Raw genomic sequence first — 23,863 nt, forward strand, 5'->3', positions numbered from 1 at the left:
CCCGACTGTAGCAGGGCCCGGTTTGGCGCCCGCTACGGGTGCACCAGCACCTTCACCGCCGTGTCCTTGTGGTTGATGAGGGTGTCGAAGCCCTGCTCCACCAGGTTCTCCAGCGCAATCCGGCCCGTGATGAACGGCTTGAGGTCCACCTTGCCTTCCTGCACCATCCTGATCACGGCGGGGTGGTCCCGGACGTAGGCGATGGTGCCGCGCAGGTCGATCTCCTTGAGGACCAGCTTCTGCATGTCCACGGTGGCCGGCGCGCCCCAGATGGCCACGTTGACCACCACTCCCCCGGGCCGCGTGGCGTCGAGCATGGTGTCCAGAACAGCGTTGACGCCGGCGCATTCGAACGCGACGTCGGCCCCGGTGCCGCCGGTCAGCTCGAGCACCCGCGCCGGAACGTCCTCGCGACTGGGGTCCAGCACATGGTCCGCCACCCCGCTGGACGTGGCCTTCTCCTTCCGGGCCTGGGACAACTCGCTGACGATCGTGGTCACGCCCATGCCCTTCAGCACTGCCGCGGTCAGCAGCCCGATCGGCCCGGACCCGCCCACCAAAGCAACATCACCCGCCTTCACGCCGCTGCGCTCCACCGCATGGTGCGCCACGGACAGCGGCTCGATCAGGGCTGCCTCGTCGAGGGGAATGTCGCCGATGGGATGCACCCACCTCTTGTCCACCACAATCTTCTCGCTCAGGCCCCCGCCGCCGCCGGAGAGGCCGATGAACCCCATTTGCCGGCACAGGTGGTAGCTTCCCGCCTGGCACATGTCGCATTCGTCATCCACGAAATAAGGCTCGACGACGACGTTGTCCCCCACCGCGAGCCCCTCCACACCTTCGCCGACTTCAGACACGGTCCCCGAAAATTCGTGCCCCATGGTTACCGGCGCGTCCTCGTGGGAGAGCGGGTGCGGGTGTCCCGGGGCGGGGACGAAAATGGGCCCCTCCAGGTATTCGTGGAGGTCGCTACCGCAAATGCCGCACCACGCGACGTCGATCTTCACCGCCCCGGCGCGGAGTTCCGGTTCCGGAATGTCCTCGATCCGGACGTCCTCACGGCCGTGGAAACGGGCTGCCTTCATGATGCGCTCTTCCTTTCAGCGGGTGTGGTGGCTGGGCTGCAGTTCGTAGACCGGGGTGTCCAGTCCTTCCATCCGCGCCTTGAGCTGCAGAGCCAGGTAAGAGGAGTAGTGCCGGCTCTGGTGCAGGTTGCCGCCATGGATCCAGAGGTTGGGCACGTTGGTGGGCTTCCACATGTTGCGCAGCTCGCCTTCCCAGGGGCCCGGGTCCCTGGGAGTATCCGAGCCGTAGCCCCAGCACTTGCCCACCCGGTCCGCCACCTCGGGAGAGACAAGGTCCGCCAGCCAGCCGTTCATGGAGCCGTAGCCGGTGGCGTAGACGATCAGGTCGGCTTCGAGCTCGGTGCCGTCGTCCATGACCACGGCGTTGCCGGTGATCTTGGAGACCTGCCCGGACTTCAGCTTCACCCGTCCATCGATGATCAGCTGCGAGGCGCCGACGTCGATGTAGTAGCCGGAGCCGCGCCGCAGGTACTTCACGAACAATCCGGACCCGTCCACCCCGAAGTCCAGGTCGAACCCGGCGGCTTCCAGCTGGGAGTAGAACTCGGCGTCCCGTTCGGCCATCGCCTGGTACACGGGCACTTGCGCCTCGGGCAGGATCCGCATGGGCAGCGACGCAAACAGCAGGTCTGCCTTCTCCGTGGTCACTCCGGCAGCCAGCGCCTTCTCCGAATACAGGTCGCCGAGTGCCAGGTCCATCAGTGACTCGCTCCGGGCGATGTGGGTGGAGGACCGCTGCACCATGGTGACGTCGGCACCGTGCTCCCACAGGTCGGCACAGATATCGTGCGCGGAATTGTTGGACCCGATCACCACGGCCTTCTTGCCGGTCCAGTCCCCACCGCCCGGGTGCTGCGAGGAATGCCGCTGCTCCCCCAGGAAGGACTGCGCGCCGTCGAAGGCTGGGATGTTCGGGTAGCCGGACACGCCCAGGGCGAAGACCAGCTGCTTGGGCCGCAGCGTCACAGGCTCCCCGTTGCGGAGGACGTTGACCACCCATTCCTGCGTGCCGTCGTCGTACTCTGCGCCCACGCACTCAGTGCCGCCCCAGTAGTTCAGCTCCATGATCCGGGTGTAGTGCTCCAGCCAGTCGCCGATCTTGTCCTTGGCGGCGAACACCGGCCAGTCGTCGGGGAACTTCAGGTAGGGCAGGTGGTCGTACCAGACGGGGTCGTGCAGGTGCAGGGACTTGTAGCGGTTGCGCCAGGAGTCGCCCGGCTTCTCGTTTTTCTCGATGACCAGGGTGGGGACGCCGAGGCGCCGCAGCCTCGCGGCGAGGCCGATGCCGCCCTGCCCGCCGCCCACAATCACGCAGTACGGCTGTTCGTCGTAGCCGAGCCGGGCTTCCCGTTCCTCCTTGAGCTCAAGCCAGGAACGGCGGCCTTTGATGATTTCGTGCGCCACACCCTGGTCGCGGCGCGGCCCCTTTTTCTCTTCGAAGCCTTTCAGCTCCTGCATGGTGGTGAGCAGGGTCCAGCATTTGCCGTTCCGGATTCGGAGGTGGCCGTAGCCGCGGGCAGCACCGGTTTCGAACGTGATCCAGGCTTCCACAGTGCCGTTAGCGCCGTCGCTGCCGGTTGCGTCCTCAGACAGGGCCCAACCAGAAGGCTGCACATGGTCCAGCGTGGCCTCGAGCATCCGCCGGATGTCCGCCTTGCCTTCCAGCGTTTTGAGGTTCCAGGTGAACGCCACGAAGTCCCGCCAGAAGCATTCGTCATCGAAGAGCTCCAGCGCGGCGTCCACGTCGCGCCGCTGCAGCGCGGCGTCCAAACCCGCCAGCCAGGCCTGCGCGGCTGCCGTGGGTGTTTCGGTCATGTCCACTCCTTTGTGTTGGTCCGTGTAGCTCCGCCCGTGGAATCCCCTGCGATATGCTGGACCGGGCGTGAGCTGCATCACCATTGGAACTCCGCGGGGGTTTCAACCGCGTTACACACTGCAGGCAACGGCGCTGGCAGGAGGAAGCTGTGGACTACGGCCTGAGGTTTTCGGATCCGGCAAAGTATGCACGTGCGCTGCGCCGTGCCCACGAGCTGGTGATCTCCGGCGTCCCGCGCCCGGAAATCCCGGACGTCCTGGCCGATTCGTGGCGCCGTTCCATGGCCCTGGGCATCAGCCCGGACCAGCACAGTCCGCGGCACCTGCATGACGCAGCCGAAGTGCTTGAGCTCCGCCGGGAGCACCGGCTGCAGCAGGTCATGCCGGCCCTCGACGAGCTACTGGCGGATTCCTCGAGTTCCGGCAGGCATCTGCTGGTGCTGACCGATGCCAGCGGCGAGATCCTGTGGCGTGTTGGCAGCCCGGCGGTGCTGCGGCGGGCGGACCGGCTCGAGTTCTTCGAAGGGGCGGACTGGTCGGAAGCGGGCATCGGCACTAACGCGATCAGCGAGGCCCTGGTGACCGGGCGGCCCGTGCAGTTGTTCTCCGCCGAGCACCTGGTCCGGACCCACCATGAGTGGGCCTGCACGGCGGCGCCCATCACGGACCCGGCCACCGGCCGGCTGCTCGGCGTGCTTGACGTTTCCGGGCCGCTGGACACCCTCACCGCGGACACGCTGCGGATGGTGCGGTGCGCGGTCCGGGTTGCCGAGTCGCTGCTGGTGGCGCCCGACGGCGGGAAGCCGGCAGGTGCCCCTTCTCCGGTCCGCGCGTCCCGGCAGTCCCCGCGCCGGCAATCCGGGCGGCCAGCCGCCGCCGTCGAGTCGCTGGAGCTGCTGGGCGACCGGCCTGCCGCCGTTTTCCGGGACGGCAGCCGCGTGCCGCTGACGCTGCGCCGCGCGGAGATCCTGGCGTTGCTTGATTCCCGGCACCAGGGCTGGAGCGCGGAGGAACTTGCCTACGAGCTTCACGGCGACGCGGGCACGCCGGTGGCGATCCGCACGGAGATGTTCCGGGTCCGCTCCCTGCTGGGTGAGGCCGTGGAGTCGAATCCCTACCGGCTGGCTGCCGGCCTGGCCGGCAGCTCGGACTCGGGGCGGGTGCTTCGGCTGCTGCGTGAAGGGCGGGTCTCCGACGCGCTGCAGGCCTACCGCGCTCCCCTGCTCAGCCGCTCCGGTGTTCTGTCGGTGCAGCTGCTCCGCGACCAGCTGGATCTCGCGGTGGGGTCGGCCGTGCGGTCCAGCGGTGACGCCGGGCTCCTGGTCCGCTGGCTGTCCACTGACATGGGTGCGAGCGATTTTGCCGCTGTTGAGGCGCTCGGACAACTGGTGGGACGCGGCGATCCGCGGTACCTGGCGTTCCTGGCCTCCTGCGGTGGCTAAGCCCCCAGAAGCGCACATCAACAGCCCTTGTCACGCCGTTAACCGTTCATTCATATCCTCCTCAGGCCCTGTCCAACCGGCCTTCCTACGGTCGGAGCCATGGACAACATCTCACGCAGATCCCTCATCTCCGCCGGCCTCGGGGCCGGCCTCGTCGCCGCCCTGCCAAGTGCCGCCGTCGCTGTTTCAACAGCCGACGACGCCGGACTCCGCACCGATCCCTTCCTGCTCGGCATCGCCTCCGGCGAGCCGTGGCCGGACGGCTTCGTGATCTGGACCCGGCTGGCACTGGACCCGCTGGCTGACGACGGCCTGGGCGGCATGCCCTCCCGCAACGTCGCGGTGGCTTGGGAAGTGGCGGAGGACGCCGGCATGCGCACCGTAGTAGCCCGCGGCGTCGAGCACGCCCGGATCGAAACCGCCCACTCCGTCCACGTGGAGCTCCGCGGCCTCAAGCCCGGCCGCGAGTACTTCTACCGGTTCCGCACCGGCCGCCACGTCAGCGCCGTGGGCCGCACCCTCACCAGCCCGGCACTGCACGAGACGCCCGCCGCGCTGGCCATGGCCTTCGCCAGCTGCTCGCAGTACGAGCACGGCTACTTCACCGCCTACACCCGCCTGGCCGAGGACCACCCGGACCTGGTGCTGCACCTGGGCGACTACCTGTACGAGTACAAAAAGGACAGCTACGTGATCGGCGGCGGCAACCCGCGCGACCACCAGGGCCCCGAGACCAGCACCCTGCAGGGCTACCGGCAGCGGCACGCGCAGTACAAGTCCGACGCCGACCTGCAGGCCGCGCACGCGATCGCACCATGGCTGGTGGTCTGGGATGACCACGAGGTGGACAACAACTGGGCGGACGAGGTCCCCGAGAACACCGACGCCGGGCAGCTGAACGACACCACCGAGCGGTTCCGGCAGCGCCGCTCCGCCGCGTTCCAGGCGTACTACGAGAACATGCCGCTGCGCGCCTCGTCCGTGCCGGCCGGGTTCGACATGAAGATCTACCGCACCATCCAGTGGGGCCAGCTGGCCAACTTCCACATGATGGATACCCGGCAGTACCGTGACGACCAGCTGGCCGGGGACGGCTGGAAGAAGAACGTGGCCGAACGGCTGGCCGAGGACCGCACCATCACCGGCGCCGAACAGGAGAAGTGGCTGCTGGACGGGTTCAGGAACTCCACGCAGCGCTGGGACATCCTGGGCCAGCAGGTGTTCTTCGCCGAGCGTGACCGCGCCCAGGCCCTCGAGATCGACGACGTCTCGATGGACGGCTGGGACGGCTACGCCGCCTCCCGCCGCCGCATCACCCAGGGCTGGCTGGACGCCAAGGTGCGCAACGCCGTCGTCCTCACCGGCGACGTGCACCGCAACTGGGCCAACGACCTCAAGGTGGACTACAAGGATCCCGCCTCCCCGGTGGTCGGCTCGGAGCTGGTGTGCACCTCCATCACCTCCACGGGCAACGGCACCGGTTCCACGACGGACCCGGTGATGGCGTGGAACCCGCACCTGAAGTTCTACAACGACAACCGCGGCTACGTGAACACGAAGATCACCAAGGACGCGATGACGGCTGACTTCCGGACCCTGGAGTACGTCACGACGCCGGGCGCTCCGGTTTCCACGAAGGCCTCGTTCAGGATCCAGGACGGGGTGCCCGGACTGCAGTAGCGGCGCGACCGGAAGGCTGTGGGGCGGTCAGCGATCCTCGCTGGCCGCCCTACCCGTGTCTGACGTGCCGAGATACCCGCAAAACGCAGCCAAGGAGGCCTGGTAGTAAGCCATCGCTTATCCCTTGACGGAACTGAACCCGCCCTGTAACAGTTAGGCGTGGGCGGATCGATGGAGAACCCCGGACGGACGGGCGAGGCGTCAATCCCCGGCGGGCGCCCTCAAGGTTCAGCTGATCCCCCGCCACTCCTGGAAGTCCGTGGACTGACCAAGAGTTTCTTCGGGATTCCCGTTCTGGAAGACGCCCACCTTACCCTTCACCGGGGCCAGGTCCACGGGCTCGTGGGTGAAAACGGCGCCGGGAAATCCACCCTGATGAAAGTGCTCGCGGGCGTCTACCAGCCGGACGCGGGAACGGTGCTTCTGGACGGCCGGGAAGTCAGTTTCAGCCACCCTACGAAGGCCCACGAAGCCGGGCTCTCGTCGGTATTCCAGGAGTTCAATCTGCTCCCCGACCGGACGGTGGCCGAGAACATCTACCTGGGCCGGGAGCCCCGCCGCGGAGTCCTGGTGAACAAGGCGCTGATGAACGCGAAAACGGCGGAACTGCTGGAGTCGCTCGGGATCACCGCCATCCGGCCCACCGCGCAGGTGCGGACCCTGACCGTTGCTGAGCAGCAGGTAGTGGAGATTGCGAAGGCTGTCAGCTACGACGCCCGGATCGTTTCCATGGACGAGCCCACCGCCGCACTGGCCGGCGCCGAAGTTGAGCTGCTCTACCAGATCGTGTCCCGCCTCCGGGAACGTGGAACGGCCATCCTCTATGTCTCCCACCGGCTTCGGGAGCTCTTTGACCTGTGCGACGTCATCACCGTCCTAAAGGACGGCCGCGTGGTCAGCACCGGCCCCGCCTCCGAACTCGACGACACACGGCTGGTCCGGTTGATGGTGGGCCGGCCCATTTCAGCCTTCTTCCCGGATAAGCTGCCCCCTGCGGACAGCGGCGCCGACGTCCCCGCACAGCCGATCCTCGAACTGCACGATGCCGGAAACGGCCAGCTGGACGGGATCAGCTTCAGCGTCCAGCCGGGTGAGATTGTGGGGCTGGCCGGCCTCCAGGGATCGGGCCGGACTGAGCTGCTGCACGCCATTTTCGGTGCCGCCCCCTTTACCCGCGGCACCATGAAGGTGGAAGGCCGTGACGTTGCACCCAAATCGCCGCGGGAGGGGGTCCGGGCACGGATGGCCCTTATCACGGAAGACCGCAAGGCTGAGGGCCTGAGCCTGAACCAGTCCATCCTGAACAACGCGCTGACCGTCATCAGATCGGTTTTCCCGCGCCGCACCGGGACGGCCCGAACCGAGATCCCCGGCGTGTTTTCCTCCCTGGAAGTTGTGGCCCGGGACCTGGACCAGGAGGTGCAGTACCTGTCCGGCGGGAACCAGCAGAAAGTGGTCCTTGCCAAATGGCTGGCCATCCGCCCCCGCCTGGTCCTGCTGGACGAACCGACCCGCGGCATCGACGTGGGAGCCAAAGTGGCGGTGTACCGGCTGATGCGCAAGCTGGCAGCCGAAGGCAAAGCCATCCTGATGGTCTCCAGCGAGTTGCCTGAGGTCATCGGGATGTCGGACCGGATCCTGGTCATGCGCGACGGGCGCCTGGCGGGCGAGCTTCCGGCCGGAACGTCCGAGGAAGCCGTCCTGCAGCTGGGAACGGGCGCCAGGACAGCACCTGGAGGAGGAACATGAAACAACGGGGCAGCTTTTTCGACCGCCTGTCCTCCACGCAGATCGTCTACCTCGTGGCGCTGCTGACCCTGATCGTGGGCGCCGTTCTCGTCAGCACGGTGGGTCGGAATTTCTTCAGCCAGGGCAACATCTCCAGCATCCTGACCGGAACCAGCGTCCTCGGTTTCATCGCGATCGGACAGACGCTGGTCATCCTGGCAGGCAGCCTGGACCTCTCGGTCCCCTATGTTGCCAGCCTGGCCAGCCTGATTGCCGCGGGGGTGATGGCCAACAACCCGGGCAACGTCCTGCCCGGGGTCCTGCTCACTCTGGGTGCCGCGGCCATCATCGGCCTGGCGAACGGCCTCATCGTGGCCCGGCTCAACGTGCACGGGTTCATCGCCACGCTGGGCATGGGCCTGATCATCAGCGGCTACCTTGCGACCAATTTCAAGGGCAGCTTCGGACAGACCCCGCTCTCGTTCCGGCTGATCGGGGCGACCGGCCTGGGGCCTGTGCCCATCTCGACCATCATTATGCTGGCCTGCGCGGGCCTGGCGATGCTGCTGCTCCACCGCACCCGCATGGGCCACCACCTCTACGCCGTCGGCGGTGACATTTCCGTGGCCCGGACCTCTGGGATACGCATCGACCTGCCGGTCATCACGGCCCATGTGATCTGCTCGCTGCTGGCAGGAATGGCGGGGCTGCTCCTCGCCAGCCGGCTGGGCGTGGGGAGCCCGACGGTGGGTTCCCAGGGCGGTTACGACCTGCTTTCCATCGCCGCTGTGGTCCTCGGCGGCACCCTGCTGGCCGGCGGCAAAGGGACCATCACCGGCACCCTGGGCGGCGTCCTCATCTTCGCCATGCTGGACAACATCATGTCCGTCATGCAGATCAACCCCTTCCTGAAGGACGTGGTCAGGGGCGTGGTGATCGTCGTCGCCGTCGCCGTGTACGCCCGCCGCAGGATCGTCAACAGACCGGAGCGGTTCAGTTCGAAGGGCCCGGCGGAAGCGCCTGCCGCACAGGCTGCACGCGCGGAGGCGCCATGAGCACCGTACTGCCCTCCGACCGCAGTGCGGTCCTCCGGCAAAACCGCGCCAGCCGGTCCCAGCGGCTCCTGCGGGCTTTGCGCACCCCCGGCGGCGCCGTTTTCATCCTGTTGATCGGGCTCCTGGCTGCCATCATCGCGCTGAACCCCTCCTTCGGGGAGCCGGGCTCCTTCATCCGGTTCATCGGCAGGACAGCGCCGATCGCCATCGCCGCCATCGGCCAGTACTTCGTCATTGTGGGCGGCGAGTTCGACTTGTCCATGGGATCAGTGGTGACCATGCAGGTCATCGTTGCCGGCAACCTCATCCGGCAGGACGACTCCAGGGTGATCCCGGTCCTGATCCTCATGTTTGTGCTCGGTGCCTTCATCGGACTGGTGAACGGACTGATCACAACGCTCCTGAAGGTGCCCAGCTTCATCGTGACGCTGGGCATGATGCTGGCCCTGCTCGGGCTGGTCCTCTACTGGACCGGCGGCGCGGCCCAGGGAAACCCGGCGGACAGCTTCCGCCAGATCGGGCGCGGCGGGATCCAGGACGTCCCGGTCCTGGACATCATTCCGTACCCGGTCATCATCCTGGCGGCGGTGGCCATCCTGGCGGTCGTCCTGATGCGCCGCCCCTATGGCCGCATGCTCATCGCCGTGGGAGACAACCCGAGGGCTGCTGAACTGTCCGGTTCCCGCGTCTGGTGGGTGCGGACGCGGGCGTTCATCATCTCGTCACTGTCGGCCACCGTGGCCGGCATCCTGCTCGTGGGCTATGCCGGAGTCCACCCGTCCGTGGGGCGGGGCTATGAGTTCACGGCGATTACCGCCGTCGTGCTCGGTGGCGTGGTGCTGGGAGGCGGACGCGGCTGGGTGCTGTCCGCGGCGGCCGGCGCGTTCGCCCTCGAGGCGTTATTCACCCTCCTGAACTTCATGGGGGTCCAGGCCACGTGGCGGGACACCGTCCAGGGGGTCATCATCATTATCGCTGTGGCAGCAGCGTCCAAGTCATGGCAGCGAAAACGCAAGGGAGCCACATCCGCTGCCCATGACGAACGGCACCAGCTAAGCGCAGCACCCATGCCCCGCGAGGGCACCGAACAAGGAGGAGATCGAGTCTGATGCGCAAACACTCTATCCGCGCTGTCGCGCTTGGGGCGGCGTTGCCGCTGGTGGTGCTGACTGCCTGTACCACCACGGATCCATCGGTTACCGAAACAACCGCACCGGGTACCGGCTCACCGGCGGCAACCACTCCGGCCAGCCAGGACTGGTTTGACCAGAAGCTGTACGACGACCAGTTTGAGCAACGCTCAGCGACCTTTGAAGGCAACGCGGAGCAGCCGTACCTGCAGTACATTGCCGGCGACATGACGGACACCGCGAAGTTCGCTTCCTCCGGGGCGAAGAAGGTCTGCTTTGCCAATGCCTCCATCTCGAACCCGTGGCGCCAGACCGGCTGGATCACCATGAACCAGCAGCTCAAGGTCCTGCAGGACTCGGGGGCCATTTCCGAGATGGAAACCCGGGATGCCAAGGACAACGACAACACTCAGATCGCGGACATTGACTACTTCATCGACGAGGGAAACTGCGATGCGTTCGTCATTTCGCCCAACTCGACGGCGGCCCTGACGCAGGCCGTGGAACGCGCCTGCGAGACCGGCAAGCCGGTGGTGGTGTTTGACCGCGGCGTGGAAACTGACTGCGCCACCACGTTCATCCACCCGATCGGCGGCTTCGCCTGGGGCATTGACACCGCCACGTTCCTGACCGACAAGCTGCAGTCCGGCGACAAGGTGGTGGCCCTCCGCATCCTTCCCGGCGTGGACGTGCTGGAACACCGCTGGGCGGCAGCAAAGAAGATTTTTGAGGAGAAGGGCATCGAGGCCAAGGACTACTTCACCGGGGCTGACCCCACCGAGATCAAGAAAATCATCTCCGATGAACTGGCCACGGGCGACGTCAAGGGTGTGTGGATGGACGCCGGCGACGGTGCGGTGGCTGCCCTCGAAGCCTTCGAGGATGCCGGCAAGGACCTTCCGGTGATGACCGGCGAGGATGAGATGAGCTTCCTGACCAAGTGGAAGGAAACCGGCATCGATGCCATGGCCCCTGTCTACTCCAACTTCCAGTGGCGGACCCCGCTGCTGGCCGTGGAAAAGATCTTCAAGGGTGAGCAAGTCCCGGCCGAATGGATCCTCCCGCAGAAGCCCATCCTCGCGGACGAGCTGGATTCCTGGCTGGAGCGCAACCAGGGGATGCCCGGCGGCCACTACGCCAAGTTCGGCGGAGAAGACCTTCCCGGCTACCCGCAGGTCTGGCAGCAGCGGCAGATCCCCTAACCCTGCGCTGAGGGCGGCGTTGGAGGGAGCGGCGTGAAGCGTCCCATCGGGATCAGCACATGGGTCTGGGAATCTCCCCTGACCGATGCCAACCTGGGCGGGCACCTGGCGAGGATCGCCGCGCTGGGGTTTGACGCCGTCGAACTCCCGCTGGAAAACGCCGGCGACTTCACCGCCCTCGCGGCGCGCGAAGCCCTGGAGTCCACGGGGCTGACTCCGTTCCTAGTCGGTGCCATGGCGCCGGGGCGGGACCTCGTGTCCGCGGCCCCGGCGTCCGTGGACGGGACGCAGGCCTACCTTTTGGACTGCATCAGCATGGCCGCACGTATCGGTTCGCCCACTGTGTGCGGCCCGTTCTACGCCCAGACCGGCCGGGTCTGGCGGATGTCGCCAGGGCAGCGGAGGGAGGCCTACGCCGAGCTGCGCCGGAACCTGGAGCCGGTAGCCGCCCGGGCCCGGGAAGCGGGCGTGGTGCTGGGCATTGAACCGCTGAACCGGTATGAAACGTCGCTGATCAACACCGTGGACCAGGCGCTCGAGGCGCTGGGGCCGTTGCTGGGCAACGGCGTCGGCATTGCCCTGGACAGCTACCACCTGCACATCGAGGAGCGCTCGCTGGCCGCCGCGGTCCGGGCGGCCGGCGAACACGTGGTCCATGTGCAGGTGTGCGGGAACGACCGCGGCGCGCCCGGCGGGGACCAGACCGACTGGGAAGGCTTCCTGCAGGCCCTGGACGAGGTGGGCTACAGCGGACCGCTGAACATTGAAAGCTTCACCGCGGACAATGCCGCTATTGCCGTCGCGGCCTCAATCTGGCGGCCGCTCGCCCCGAGCCAGGACGAGCTGGCCGCCAGCGGCCTGGCATTCCTGCGCGGTTTGTAAACGTATTACGACGGCGGCTGGCCGGCTGTAGAGCCGGTCACGCCGCCCCGCTCATCCACCGTGACCAGGCTGTGGTGACCGGGATAGACCGTGATGGCCACGGCCAGGAGGGCGCCCAAGCCGGCAAGGGTCCACCACGCCACCAGATACTGGTCCCCGCCCTGCAGTTCGGCGAGGAAGAACTGCGTGAAGCTGTTGAAGGCGGCATGGAACAAGATCACCACCGGCAGGCTGCCCCGCGTGCAGTTATAGAGCCAGGCAAGGATTACAGACAGCGCCCCTATGTAGACTGCGAACGGCACCAAGGGGCGCTGGCCCGGATCGGACACCAGTTCCGGAAGGTGCCAGGGCAACCACACCAACGCCACCATCAATGCAGACGCCAGTGCGTTCCGCGTGACCTGCAGCCGTGGAAGAAGAAAACCCCTCCAACCCAGCTCCTCAAAGATGCCCACGATGACGATCGTGACCGCAATCGAACTGGCAACCTGCAACGCGTCAGATGGCTCCCAGCTCAGGGCCGGAGCTCCGGCCATCACCGCTGCAAGACGGGCAAGACCCGGAACGGCGAACGGCACACTCAATGCCATGGCGTACCAGCCAAAGTTGACCCGCCATCGCCAAAGCTGGCGGAGGAGATTGATCAACTCCCGGCGGCCACCTGCCAAGAATGCCACCAGGACGGCGGCCAGCCCGGGCCCGAACGGCACCAGTGGACTACTGCCCGGGTTCAGCAGGACCAACGGCCAGATACACCAAGAGACCGCGTAGGCCAGGACGAGGTAAAGCACGATTTCGTGCCGGGCCGCCCACCCGCGCCCCCGGTGTTTGTCCGTCGTCATCGCCGACCTTCTTTGCCCACGCCTGGACTTTAAAGTCTGGCACCGTCTGCTGAGCCCAGACAGGGCAACGGCACCCCTGAAGGACATTAGGTAGGTCCACCGGGGCAGCAGGAACGACGACGGCGGGACTTGCCTCCCGCCGTCGTCGTCCGTCGGTGGCCCAGACCACCTACTGACGTGAAACCGGCAGATTAAGCCGTGTGAAGCCCTCCAGCCATTCGGCAAAGTCCAATGCCAGCGCATCTGCCCCCGGCCGTGCAACAACCTGGACAGACAGCGGCAGGCCCTCGGACGAGAACGCGACGGGCAGCGAAACAACAGGGGCGCCAACCATGGTCACAGCCCTGCATTGCCCCATGATGTCCCAGCCAAAAATGGACTGCCCATCAATGTCCAGCTTTCCGGACACGTCGCAGGCAGGTCCGCCGGCCACCGGCAGGAGGACGATGTCAGCGGTATCGAACACCGCCAACTCCCGTCTTCTTGCCTGTTCGGATTCGGCAACAGCCGCTTCGAGTTCCCCCGCGTCGGTTTGCATGGAGCGCTGGATTACGTCGAGGTTCGCAGGGAGAATCAGGTGCTCGTGGCCGGCGACAGCCGCGGCATGATCAATCATCGGATCAACAGGGCGGAGCCGGTTATAGGCTGTCAGCGATCCCGCAAACAGATCCGGTACGTGCGTGAGTGTCCGGACCTCCGGCGCGATCTGCACCGCCAATAAGGCGATCTTCTCCGACACTTCACGGCGTACCGGCCCCAATGCGGAACCATCACTCCACGCCACCGCAACGTTGCCGGGGACGATCCCGGCGAGTGAAGTCCGAACCCCGGGGCGTCGATCCGTAAACACTGCGAGCGCCGTCCGCAGGTCCCGCACTGATCGTGCGAGCGGCCCAATGACCTGAGTGGCGGCCTGAAGGCGGGCGCCGGGCGGGGAGGGTTTGCCGCCCCCGTACCAGCCGCCCGCTCCCGGAACGATTCCCAGGTCAGGAACTGAACGCGGGGTGGGCCGCAGGGCGGTGATACCCACGCATTGCGCTGGCCACCGCAGTGATCCGCCGTAGTCGGTGCCCAGGCCGAGCGCTGAAATGCCGGCAGCGACGGCGGCAGCCTCTCCCCCGCTCGAGCCACCCGCCGTCGCACCAGGAAACCGGGGGTTGAGCGTCCGGCCACCGACGGCGCTCTCGGTGACGGCGCCGAACGCAAACTCGGGGCAATTGGTTTTGCCAATCACCACGGCCCCCGCCTCCTGCAGGCGCCGCACAGCAGTGGCAGTGAATGAGGCGATGTTTCCGGCGTATGCGGCACTGCCGCCGGTCACCTGCAGACCTGCCACAGCGATGACATCCTTGACGCTGAGTGGAACACCGGCCAGCGGCCCCACATCCTTCCCGCGGTCCCGGCGCCGGTCCACCTCCCGCGCAGCAAGAGCAGCCCCGTCCCAGTCCTCCTGGATGAAAGCACAAAGAGCGGGTGCTGCATCGGCCCGCGACCGCGCCTCCGCCAGGACGCTCTCGGCTGAGGCTTCACCAGTGCGCACCGCGAAGGCGAGCGCGGTGGCGTCGCGGAGGGCAGTCTCCAGCGGGCCAGTGCCCTGCAGGCTATCGTCCGGCACGCCTGCACCTGGCTTGTTTCGAGCCCGGAAGCCTCGGCGTTGTTGTCACGTGCAGAGCTCCCATTGGGTGTCGGTGGTCCCGCACTGCATCGCCCTCGCAGGGCATGTACGGGTGGTTGAACCGAATGTATCAGGACGGTGTCCGCCGGAAGACACTCCCCGCTGCGCGCGGCTGGTTCTGTCGTGGACTTTGATGACGAACGACGGGGCCCCGCCCCAGTGCAAAATTCCGGGACGCATCCCACTAACCCCACCGCGTCGCAGCAGGACCGAGACTACTCGGCGATGTCCTCCGCCCACAGCTCCGGGTGGGCGTCCTGGAACCTGCCCATCATGTCCACGCAGCGCGGATCATCCAGAACCACCACGTCAACGCCGCGTGACCGCAGAAGCTCCAGCTCGCCGTCGAAAGTGCGCGCTTCCCCCACCACCACGCGGGGGATCTTGAACTGGATGATGGTTCCGGCGCACATGGCGCACGGGGCGAGCGTCGTGTATAGCGTGGCGTCGCGGTAGCTCTTCTGCCGGCCGGCTGTGCGGAGCGCGGACATCTCCCCGTGCGCGATTGGATCGGCGTTTTGGACGCGTTCGTTGTGCCCGCCCGCGATCACTACGCCATCCCGTGCGAGCGCAGCCCCGATGGGGATGCCGCCCTCGGCCAAGCTCTTCTGTGCGGCCTGATAGGCGGCTTCGAATGCGGAGAGGTCGGTGCTGTCCAGTTCCAGCTCGGCGGACTGAGGCTGCTCGTGGGTCATGGCGTCATTGTTGCACAGCTGTTCCCACTACCCTGGGCCGCCACAGCGCTTGACCCGGCCTCCAATTGGGCAGGGAAACTCTGCAAAAACTGAGCTAAACCTGGGACATCGGCCTCCGATCGGCCTATACGATTTCCTGGACATCCGGGACCCACGGGGCTTCCGGCGAACAAAAACGGGGGAATCGATGCAGGAACTGGGCCGCATCTATTGGACACGACAGGGCCTTCGCCTGTCTTACTCAGCCTTGATGGTGTGGCTTGCCGTCGCCGTGATGACGGCGCTCATGCCGAAGGGAACATCTGTCGCCGGAACGGCACCGTCCTCGGCCGCCGAGATTCTGCGCGGAATGGTGGACAGCGTCGTCGCCGCGGTCGCTCTCCCAGGCGTAGCCGTCGTGGTGCTGGGCATTGTCGGCGCCGTCATCAACGCCCGCGACGTCAGGCGCCGGGACCCGATACGCCGCTTTACCCGCCAGCAGCGCCGCGAGGGGATGGCCCGGGCCGGTGGCCAGTGTGAGATGGAAAGCGGATTCGGTCGCCGCTGCGGTCGCCCGGCCGAGCATGGTGACCACTTATATCCGTGGTCAAAGGGCGGCTCCACGAGCCTGCAGAACTTCGTCGCTGCGTGCGCCCGGTGCAACCGCGCCAAGCGTGCCAGGATTCCGTCACCGGCCCAGCAGCAACGTTTGGAACGACGACGGCGGGACTACGTTCCGCCGTCGTCCCCCGTCAGTGTCGGCGAACGGCAGCCGCTCGCACAGCAAACAGTCCGCCTCACAAGGTCGATTGCCCCCACGGCCCCTGGCAAAGTTGCCGGAAGGAAACCTACTTCGCCGCGGTAATTCCCAGGCGGGCCATTCGGCGGTAAATCGTGGCCCTGCTTATTCCCAATTCAGTGGCGGCCGCGGCCACAGTAATGCCCGGCCGGGAAAGGCAGCGGATGATCTCGTCCCTCTCTATGGCCTCGATCCTGGTGAGATGTGGCCCGGCACGTCCAACCAGCAGGGAGGGCAGATGCCGCACATCGATGGTTTCCGTGCGCAAGGCCGCGTCGTGGACCAGGGTGAAAAGTTCGTCCACATTGCCTGGCCACCCGTAGCCGGTCAGCGCGTGTTCGGCGGCAGCCGTGAAATCCACTTCACGCATACGGGTCTGGCGCGCGGCGTACCTGGCCAGGGGCATCACATCAGCGGCGCGTTCACGCAAGGCGGGCACCGGCACCACGGTTTCGACCATGGCCGCCAGTGGCTGCGGGATGGCGGCCAGCTCCTCCGCCGTCATAGCCCAGGTAATGGTGGGAGGGCTGCCGCCCGGTGCGGGCAGCGATTGAACCGCGGCGGCAGCCCGGGCGCTCAACTCCTGTGCCGCCCAGGCCGGCAGGAGGTCAACATTTTCCACGATCACAGCGGTATCGGGCTTAGACAACTCAGGGGTCCAGAGCGACAACCACGCCTCCACGTCCTCCGGCGCGGGAGCCGCTGCACATAGAATGCGGCTCCCGGGGCGGGCCTTGCGGATGGCCTGCCCCACCAGCGTGGCGCGCCCGGTACCTGGTTCTCCAACGGCGGCCACCACCCGGTTCGCGGCAAGCGCCAGAGCCGCGCGGTCAAGGGCCTCTGTCCAGCCCAGGGACATCGCGTGCAGCGTTCCCGCTCCCGGTTCAAGCCGGCCCCGCCGCACTCGGAAGACACCACCCTTGGGTCCTGCTTTCGCCCTGTGGCCGCCCGACTTGGCGAGCATAAGGGTAGCCGTGTTGCTGGCGGCCGACTGGGCCAGAGCCAACAGCAACTCCGGTGAAGACTTGGACCAGGTGGTGATGTTCACGCTGCCCTCAAGGCGTCCGCTGAGGGGATCGACCACCGGGACGGCAGCACAGGTGTACGTCCGGAGGCTTGCGCTGTAGTGCTCCTCGGCACGGACCAGGCTCGGCGTCCGGTCGGCCAGCGCCATACCCAACCCGTTGGTTCCCGCTTCCCGCTCGGAAAATGCAAAGCCGGGGGCCAGATGAACCTTATCGAGTGCCCGCAGCAGTGAAGTGTCGCCGCTGAAGCGGTTGAGGACCAGCCCGTCGGCGTCGGTGAGCATCAGGCTTAGTGGCTCGTTGGCCAGTGTTTGGTGCAGGCCCGTGAGCACCTCCTGCCCGCACTGGTAAAACAGTGAATCACCGGCCACCGACCCGGCCCACATGGGGTCGATGATTTCGGCAGAGACGCCATACTCTTCACTGCGCTGCCATGAGGCAAGAAGGCGTCTTGAGGCAGTAGTCAGCATGCCTTCCTGCCCGCCGCGCTGTGGCCGCGGGACGGGAACGTTCTGATCCGGCATCATCGCCGCCCTCCTTGTCCTGGTCATTCGAGATTACGGGGCGGTGTTTCAAAAGGCGATGCCACGGCGTCTCAAAATGAGACACCGGTCACAGGTTGACAGGTACCTATCGGCCCTAACGTCGTCTCTGTCGCGACTATGGCAGTCGCGGGGAGGAGAACGATATGTACAGCAAAGACGGCGAGAACTACTTCATCGTCGACGCGCACGTCGCACTGTGGGACGCCCGGCCGGAGAACCAGCGGAACATCCAGGGTAAGCAGTTCATTGATTGCTTCTACGACTACCACCGCAACCTCGGTCCGGACGAGGAACACTGGTCCTACGAGGAATTCCTTTACCAGGGCGGCGAACGCCTCATGAAGGATCTGTTCGTCGACGGCTACGTGGACCACGCGATCTTTCAGCCGGCCTACCTCGGCGCGTTCTACAAGAACGGATTCGCGCAGGTGGAGGAGGCGTACGGCCTTGCCGCGGCGAATCCGGACAAGCTCACCTACAACCACTGTTATGACCCGCGCCAAGGCGAGGCCGGCCTGGACCGGCTGCGCGCCGACCACGAGAAGATGAAGTTCAAGGGGGTGAAGCTCTACACCGCCGAATGGCACGGCGATTCCCGCGGGTACAAGCTCTCCGATCCATGGTCCTACCGGTATTTCGAGGAGTGCCGCAAGCTCGGCATCAAGAACATCCACATCCACAAAGGTCCTACCGTCCGCCCCCTGGACCGGGACGCTTTCGACGTCGCCGACGTCGACCACGCCGCCTCCGACTTCAACGACCTGAACTTTGTGGTCGAGCACGTCGGCCTGCCCCGGCTGGAAGACTTCTGCTGGATCGCCACCCAGGAACCCAACGTCCACGGCGGCCTCGCCGTCGCGGTCCCCTTCATGCACACCCGGCCGCGGTACTTCGCCCAGATCATCGGGGAGCTCATCTACTGGATTGGCGAGGACCGCATCCAGTTCTCCAGCGACTACGCCATCTGGTCACCCCGGTGGCTGATCGAGCGGTTCGTTGACTTCCAGATCCCCGAAGACATGACCGAATACGCCCCTCTCACCGTGAACCAGAAGAAAAAGATCCTGGGACTGAACGCCGCCAAAATGTACGACATCCCGGTGCCCGCAGAGCTCCAACTCCCCGGCGCGGACGAAACGGCGACCGGTCCCCGCCAGCCGGAACGGGCGGACCTGGCAGGCGCAGCATGACCGCGGCATTAACGGACCGCACCGTCCGGGACGTGGCGGTGACAGCAGAGGAGGTCCGACGGGCGCTGGGGGCCGTGCTGGATCCGGAGCTGGACGAGCCGATCACCGATCTGGGCTTCGTCCGTTCCGTCGAGATCAGCGGCTCCTTGGCCGGTGCGGTGGCGACCGTGCACCTGCGCCTGCCCACCTCATTTTGCTCGCCGAACTTCGCCTACCTGATGGCTTCCGACAGCAAGGACGTGATCTCGGCGCTGCCCGGGGTGGCGAAGGTGGTAGTGGAGCTCGATGACCACCACGACTCCCCGCTGATCAACGCCGGCCTCGCGGCCGACGCCGGGTACCGGGGCACCTTCCGCCACGAAGCCGACGACAGCCTGGAGGAACTGCGGTGGACGTTCCGCCGCAAAGCGCACACGGCCGCGATGGAGCGCTGCCTTACCGAACTGCTGCGGGCCGATCCCACGCTGCCAGAAGAAAACGTCGGGACGGTGCGTCTTGGCGACCTGCCGGCTGGCCGGACCAAAGCCGCTTTAGTACGACGGCGGATGGCGCTTGGGCTGCCGACGGAACCTGCCGCCGTCGTCCTGGTTGACCATGACGGCCGCCCCTATCCGCCAGATGAAGTGCCGATGGCGCTGCGGCGGGCACGCTCCACCCGCATTTCCATTGACGGCAATGCCCACTTCTGCCGGGGCCTGCTGCGTACACGCTACGCCGGTTCGGGCGCCGACCAGACAGACAGGCCCGAAGGAGCCGAGCCTGCCGACCATCACCACGTGCTTCCGTTCACAGTCAAGGAGATCCACCCATGAACACCATGCGAGCCGTACAGGTAGTCGGCTACCACGAAGGCCTGAAGATGACCGAGGCGCCCGTTCCCGAAGTGGCCGGGGCTTGGGACGTCGTGGTCAAGATCGGTGGAGCCGGCGTGTGCCGGACGGACCTGCATATACTCGAGGGCCAGTGGGCGGAAAAGTCCCAGGTGGACCTGCCCTACACGATCGGGCATGAAAACGCGGGGTGGGTGCACGACGTCGGCAGCGCCGTCACCAACGTCAAGGTGGGCGACAAGGTGATCCTGCACCCGCTGATCACCTGTGGCCTGTGCCGCGCCTGCCGCTCCGGTGATGACGTGCACTGCGAGAGCAGCAGGTTTCCAGGCATCGACACCCAAGGCGGGTACGCCGAGTACCTCCTCACCTCCGCCCGATCGGTGGTGAAGATCGACGACTCATTGGAACCTGCGGACGTGGCAGCCCTGGCGGACGCGGGCCTGACGGCCTACCACGCCGCAGCGAAGGCGGCCAAGAGGCTGACTCCGCGGGACAACTGCGTGGTGATAGGCGCCGGGGGGCTGGGCCACATCGGGATCCAGGTGCTAAAGGCCCTCACCGCGAGCCGGATCATCGTGGTGGACCGCAACCCGGCTGCACTGGAGCTGGCGAAGTCGATCGGGGCCGATGTAGGAGTCCTTGCGGACGGCGCGCAAGTGGAACAGGTGCGTGCCCTCACCGGCGGCAACGGCGCGGAGGTGCTGATCGATTTCGTGGGCGAAGGCGGCGCGACGTCCGAGGGCATTGCGATGCTGCGGGAGGCCGGCGACTACTTCGTGGTGGGCTACGGCGAGGACATCTGCGTGCCAACCATCGACGTCATTTCCTCCGAGATCAACATCATCGGCAACCTCGTCGGTTCCTACAACGACCTGCAGGACCTCATGGCGCTCGCGGCCCGCGGCGAGGTAACGCTGCACACCCAGAAGTACAAGCTGGACGATTTCCAGCAGGCCATCAGCGACCTCGACGCCGGCAACGTCCGCGGCCGCGCCATCCTGGTTCCCTGATGCCCGCTGTGCCCAGCCCGGACGAAGCTTTTAGATAGAGGAAAACTGATGATCTTTATTACCGCCAAATTCCCGGTGAAGCCGGAGCACGTCGACGCGTGGCCGGAGATTTCCCGGGACTTTACTGACAAAACGAACGCCGAAGAGGGCTGCCTCTTCTTCGAGTGGGCCCGCTCCCTAGCCGACCCCAACACGTACCTCCTGATCGAGGCGTTCCGCGATGACGAGGCCGGAGGCGAGCACGTGCAGTCGGAGCATTTCAAAAGGGCGACGGCTGAACTGCCGGCGTACCTGGCCCGGACTCCGGACATCGTCAACGTCAAGGTGGACGGATGGTCAAAACTTGGGGAGCTCGCGGTGGAGTAGCCCGGCGCCCCGTCGACAGCGCAGGCTGCCGACGGGGCCTTCCCACCGCAACAAATGCCTAAAAACCTGTCGGCGTTCCCGGGCCTGGGCCCGGTCGGCAAAAGGTGGTGGGCAATGAGTGGTTTCTCTCCCGAATCTGCTACTTCTCTCCCGGAACCGGCATCGCCGAGAGGGCGTGCCTCAGGCCGGTGACGGGAATGTCCGGGAACTCTGCGCGCGTCGGCTCCGGGTCGAAGGCGGCAGCTCCGGTTTCCTCCCAGATCCCGGCCCCGGCAACGCGTGCAAGAAACGGTGAGAACGGCCTGGCCGCGACGGACAGAAACCGCTCGGCCGCGAGCGGGATCCGCTGGACAGATCCATGGCCGGCCCGTTCCAGGACAGCCTCAGCCAACTCCATGCCCGTAGTCGTCTCCGAGCCCCATTCGATGACCCGGTTCCGCAGCGCCGGGTCGGACAGGGCACGGAGGGCGAGGGCTGCGGCGTCCTGGACAGTTGTAAAAGTAACCGGGGCAGACCCCGAGCCGAACACCAGCACCTTGCCTTTGGATTCCAGCGGGGCAGTGACGTTTGCAAGGCGCTGTTCCAGTAGCAGGCCGATCCGGATGACGGTCCATTCCATACCGGAGCTGCGCAGGGAGTCCTCCGCCGCAGCCTTGCAGCGCAGAAATTCGATGGGCCCATCGGGGGCGGCACCGTGCATGGACATCATGACCATGTGCTGGACTCCGGCAGCGGCCGCCGCGTGGATAAGCCTGATGGCGCCGTCGCGGTCCACCGCGCGGGGGTCGGAGTCCTTGAGGCCGAATCCCGACGCCGCAAACACGGCCGCGGTGCAGCCTGCCACTGCTTTCCGGCAGTCCGCCTCAGAGGCGAGGTCCCCGCGCAGGTGCTCGACGCCGTCGCCCGCTAACTGCGGGAACGACGAGGAAACGCCGCGTGCCATGATGCGGACGCGGTGGCCGGCGCCCGTGAGCATGGGTATCAGTGCGCGGCCGAGGCGGCCTGTGCCGCCGGCAACAAGAATCATGACCCCTCCGTCTCCCCCGCTGCTGCCCCATGGACGGCCATTCGGACCGCGGCATTGACGTCCCCGGACTCATGCTCGACCGGCTCAAGGTAGAAGTGCGCTGCGGTGATGACGTCGTTGCGGACGGTAAAGATGGCGACCCCCGCAGAGGCGGACACCGTTCCATCAGGCCGCGTCCCGCGGTTGCTCCACTCCATCCACACTTTGCCGTCGGTGCCTACAGCAGTGTCGTGGACCGTGAGGCGCAGGTCAGGCAGCCCGGCGAATAGTGCGGCCCAGTTCCTTCGTACCTGGGCCGAGCCCTTGAAGCTCCGGGCGGGGTGAACGGGGGTTGTGTTCTCGTAGTCCGCCGCGAACTGCGCCACGACACCGTCCAGGTCGTGACGGTTGGCGGCGGCTACAACGCGCCTCACTGGGCCCTCGGGAAGGATTCCGGCTCCTGCTGCGTCCATGATCTGCTCCTTGTTTTATCCGTCGTGGAAGGCGGAGAGGCTGGTACGCTAAATTCGATACAGTTCACTGGAATGAACCGATGTAAGGAGCTTATGCCCGGTGGAACCTGAGGTCAATGAATTGCACCGCCGGGCTCCGCGCCGCCGCCCCTATGATGCCCGGCGCCGCCGCGAGGCCGCCGAGGCGTCCAGGAAAGAGGTGCTCGCGCAGTCCCGCCAGCTCTTCCTGGCGGGCGGATACGGCCGGACCACCATTGCCTCCATCGCCCGGGCCGCCGGCGTCTCCCCGGAGTCCGTCTACAAGGGCTTCGGCGGAAAGCCCGGACTGGTGCGGGCAATATACGAACAGAGCCTGCTGGGTGCGGGCGGTCCCGCCGCTGAGGAACGGTCAGACCGCGCGCAGTTGTCGGTCCTGCACGCCGGGGAACTCATGGACCAGCTGGGCCAGCTCGCAGCCGAGGTCAGCCCGCTGGCGGCCCCGGTTTTCCTGTTGATCCGGGACGCCGCCGCGAGCGGGGACCAGGACATGACAGCACTCCTGCGCGACGTGGATGACGCGCGGTACCGCCGGATGCTGCACAATGCGCGGCAGGTCCTCGGCAGGGGCTTCCTGCGGACAGACGTAACAGAAGCGGAGGTGGCCGACGTAATGTTCACCTGCACCTCCGCCGAGTTGTTTGAGAACCTTGTGCTCAAGCGCGGCTGGAGCAATGACCGGTTCGGCCGGTTCGTCGCCAGGACGCTCATGGCCAACCTCCTGCCTGAAGGGACGTGAGGTACGGCTGTCGATGGCTTTCAGGGCGCACGCTACTTCCTGCTCCGGCCTGCTCGCTAAACTTGCTACGGAGGCAACCGTGACGACAATCCCGCATCGCAAACTGCGCAACCAGAGCAGCAAGGTTCTTGAGCGCGTAAAAAACGGGGAAACCATCCACGTCACCAACAACGGGGAAATCGCGGCTACTTTGATTCCGCCCTCGGCTTCGCCGTTCGAACGTCTGCTCCAGGCCGGTCAGGTGCGGCCATCTGCAGCCGGCCCTGTTGACTTCCGGACGTTGCCGCGCATCGTCACGGAATGCAGCACCGCCGACATCCTGGACGACCTCCGCGGCGACCGTTGATCGTCTATGTCGCCACGCCTCTTGTGCTGAAACTGCCGGTGCAGGACGAGGAAGCCCTCTCTGGGCCGTTCATCGTTGCAGCTCGATCTTGATGTTCGTTTTAATCGAACATTCGTTGGATTGCATGAAATGTTCGTTTTATTGATCATTTCCTCTCGATCGTTCCGAACGTATAGCCTCACGAGTCCCGTCGCAGGCCGTCAGGCGAAGGATCCGACTAACCCCCAGCGAGCAGCGGAGCATCCGAGGTGTCGGTAACGTACGCCACGGCCGGGCAGCGGT

The 23,863-nt window shown here is 66.2% G+C and carries 22 protein-coding genes; 14 read left to right on the plus strand and 8 right to left on the minus strand.

The features are described 5' to 3' along the window. Positions 1–32: 32 nt before the first annotated feature. Both B5520_RS04375 and B5520_RS04380 read right to left on the minus strand, forming a co-directional pair. On the minus strand, positions 33–1,088 hold the full coding sequence (locus tag B5520_RS04375) for a 2,3-butanediol dehydrogenase (protein ID WP_079595800.1): 1,056 nt from the start codon (positions 1,086–1,088) through the stop codon (positions 33–35). Between the two features lie 15 nt (positions 1,089–1,103). Then, positions 1,104–2,903 carry an NAD(P)/FAD-dependent oxidoreductase gene (locus tag B5520_RS04380; protein ID WP_079595801.1) on the minus strand — a complete coding sequence of 600 codons (1,800 nt, stop codon included), beginning with the start codon at positions 2,901–2,903 and terminating at the stop codon, positions 1,104–1,106. A 149-nt stretch (positions 2,904–3,052) separates the two neighbouring features. Between B5520_RS04380 and B5520_RS04385 the strand changes: the two genes are divergently transcribed. From B5520_RS04385 to B5520_RS04415, 7 genes are all read left to right on the plus strand, one after another. Continuing rightward, a complete protein-coding gene (locus B5520_RS04385) occupies positions 3,053–4,345 on the plus strand; it encodes a GAF domain-containing protein (RefSeq protein ID WP_079595802.1) in 1,293 nt (430 codons plus the stop codon). Between the two features lie 99 nt (positions 4,346–4,444). Next, entirely contained in the window at positions 4,445–6,025 is a 1,581-nt protein-coding gene (locus B5520_RS04390; RefSeq protein ID WP_079595803.1) for an alkaline phosphatase D family protein, read from the plus strand. Between the two features lie 171 nt (positions 6,026–6,196). Next, positions 6,197–7,774 carry a sugar ABC transporter ATP-binding protein gene (locus B5520_RS04395; RefSeq protein WP_079595904.1) on the plus strand — a complete coding sequence of 526 codons (1,578 nt, stop codon included), beginning with the start codon at positions 6,197–6,199 and terminating at the stop codon, positions 7,772–7,774. Then, positions 7,771–8,808, plus strand: coding sequence for an ABC transporter permease (locus B5520_RS04400; RefSeq protein ID WP_079595804.1), 1,038 nt, complete (start codon positions 7,771–7,773; stop codon positions 8,806–8,808). The genes B5520_RS04395 and B5520_RS04400 overlap by 4 nt, the downstream gene beginning before the upstream one ends. After that, a complete protein-coding gene (locus tag B5520_RS04405; RefSeq protein WP_079595805.1) occupies positions 8,805–9,917 on the plus strand; it encodes an ABC transporter permease in 1,113 nt (370 codons plus the stop codon). The genes B5520_RS04400 and B5520_RS04405 overlap by 4 nt, the downstream gene beginning before the upstream one ends. Continuing rightward, the gene (locus B5520_RS04410) at positions 9,917–11,140 is read left to right on the plus strand and encodes a substrate-binding domain-containing protein (protein ID WP_079595806.1); all 1,224 of its coding nucleotides are present in this window, start codon (positions 9,917–9,919) and stop codon (positions 11,138–11,140) included. The genes B5520_RS04405 and B5520_RS04410 overlap by 1 nt, the downstream gene beginning before the upstream one ends. 33 nt (positions 11,141–11,173) lie before the next feature. Next, on the plus strand, positions 11,174–12,022 hold the full coding sequence (locus B5520_RS04415; RefSeq protein WP_079595807.1) for a sugar phosphate isomerase/epimerase family protein: 849 nt from the start codon (positions 11,174–11,176) through the stop codon (positions 12,020–12,022). A 5-nt stretch (positions 12,023–12,027) separates the two neighbouring features. Here B5520_RS04415 and B5520_RS04420 read toward each other — a convergent pair whose 3' ends face one another. The 3 genes from B5520_RS04420 to B5520_RS04430 all read right to left on the minus strand — a co-directional run bounded on the left by B5520_RS04420 (position 12,028) and on the right by B5520_RS04430 (position 15,234). Next, entirely contained in the window at positions 12,028–12,864 is an 837-nt protein-coding gene (locus tag B5520_RS04420; RefSeq protein WP_176156763.1) for a CPBP family intramembrane glutamic endopeptidase, read from the minus strand. 169 nt (positions 12,865–13,033) lie between these two features. Next, on the minus strand, positions 13,034–14,479 hold the full coding sequence (locus B5520_RS04425; protein ID WP_254865457.1) for an amidase: 1,446 nt from the start codon (positions 14,477–14,479) through the stop codon (positions 13,034–13,036). 275 nt (positions 14,480–14,754) lie between these two features. Further along, positions 14,755–15,234 carry a nucleoside deaminase gene (locus B5520_RS04430; protein ID WP_079595809.1) on the minus strand — a complete coding sequence of 160 codons (480 nt, stop codon included), beginning with the start codon at positions 15,232–15,234 and terminating at the stop codon, positions 14,755–14,757. Between the two features lie 250 nt (positions 15,235–15,484). Between B5520_RS04430 and B5520_RS04435 the strand changes: the two genes are divergently transcribed. Beyond that, positions 15,485–16,078, plus strand: coding sequence for an HNH endonuclease (locus B5520_RS04435; RefSeq protein WP_254865458.1), 594 nt, complete (start codon positions 15,485–15,487; stop codon positions 16,076–16,078). On the opposite strand, the gene B5520_RS04440 is transcribed toward B5520_RS04435, so the two are convergent. Beyond that, the gene (locus tag B5520_RS04440; protein WP_176156765.1) at positions 16,062–17,564 is read right to left on the minus strand and encodes a GAF domain-containing protein; all 1,503 of its coding nucleotides are present in this window, start codon (positions 17,562–17,564) and stop codon (positions 16,062–16,064) included. The genes B5520_RS04435 and B5520_RS04440 overlap by 17 nt on opposite strands. A gap of 161 nt (positions 17,565–17,725) precedes the next feature. Here B5520_RS04440 and B5520_RS04445 point away from each other — a divergent pair, with 161 nt between their 5' ends. Genes B5520_RS04445 through B5520_RS04460 form a run of 4 tightly spaced genes read left to right on the plus strand, consistent with a single transcriptional unit; the run spans position 17,726 to position 20,981 of the window. Continuing rightward, positions 17,726–18,772 carry an amidohydrolase family protein gene (locus tag B5520_RS04445; protein ID WP_079595811.1) on the plus strand — a complete coding sequence of 349 codons (1,047 nt, stop codon included), beginning with the start codon at positions 17,726–17,728 and terminating at the stop codon, positions 18,770–18,772. After that, positions 18,769–19,584 carry an iron-sulfur cluster assembly protein gene (locus B5520_RS04450; protein WP_079595812.1) on the plus strand — a complete coding sequence of 272 codons (816 nt, stop codon included), beginning with the start codon at positions 18,769–18,771 and terminating at the stop codon, positions 19,582–19,584. Before B5520_RS04445 ends, B5520_RS04450 begins: the two co-directional genes overlap by 4 nt. Next, entirely contained in the window at positions 19,581–20,615 is a 1,035-nt protein-coding gene (locus tag B5520_RS04455) for an NAD(P)-dependent alcohol dehydrogenase (RefSeq protein WP_217700299.1), read from the plus strand. The genes B5520_RS04450 and B5520_RS04455 overlap by 4 nt, the downstream gene beginning before the upstream one ends. A 48-nt stretch (positions 20,616–20,663) precedes the next feature. Continuing rightward, the gene (locus B5520_RS04460; RefSeq protein ID WP_079595813.1) at positions 20,664–20,981 is read left to right on the plus strand and encodes a putative quinol monooxygenase; all 318 of its coding nucleotides are present in this window, start codon (positions 20,664–20,666) and stop codon (positions 20,979–20,981) included. Positions 20,982–21,120: 139 nt separating this feature from the next. Here the strand turns inward: B5520_RS04460 and B5520_RS04465 are convergent, their stop codons facing one another. Continuing rightward, positions 21,121–22,008, minus strand: coding sequence for an SDR family oxidoreductase (locus tag B5520_RS04465; RefSeq protein ID WP_079595814.1), 888 nt, complete (start codon positions 22,006–22,008; stop codon positions 21,121–21,123). Next, positions 22,005–22,460 carry a nuclear transport factor 2 family protein gene (locus B5520_RS04470; RefSeq protein WP_079595815.1) on the minus strand — a complete coding sequence of 152 codons (456 nt, stop codon included), beginning with the start codon at positions 22,458–22,460 and terminating at the stop codon, positions 22,005–22,007. Before B5520_RS04470 ends, B5520_RS04465 begins: the two co-directional genes overlap by 4 nt. Before the next feature lie 100 nt (positions 22,461–22,560). On the opposite strand from B5520_RS04470, the gene B5520_RS04475 reads away from it, so the two are divergent. Further along, complete coding sequence (locus B5520_RS04475) at positions 22,561–23,235, plus strand: TetR/AcrR family transcriptional regulator (RefSeq protein ID WP_079595816.1); 675 nt, start codon at positions 22,561–22,563, stop codon at positions 23,233–23,235. Positions 23,236–23,314: 79 nt separating this feature from the next. After that, entirely contained in the window at positions 23,315–23,581 is a 267-nt protein-coding gene (locus tag B5520_RS04480; protein WP_079595817.1) for a type II toxin-antitoxin system Phd/YefM family antitoxin, read from the plus strand. The last annotated feature ends 282 nt before the right edge of the window (positions 23,582–23,863 follow it).

This window comes from Arthrobacter sp. P2b, from assembly GCF_900168295.1.
GTDB lineage: Bacteria > Actinomycetota > Actinomycetes > Actinomycetales > Micrococcaceae > Arthrobacter.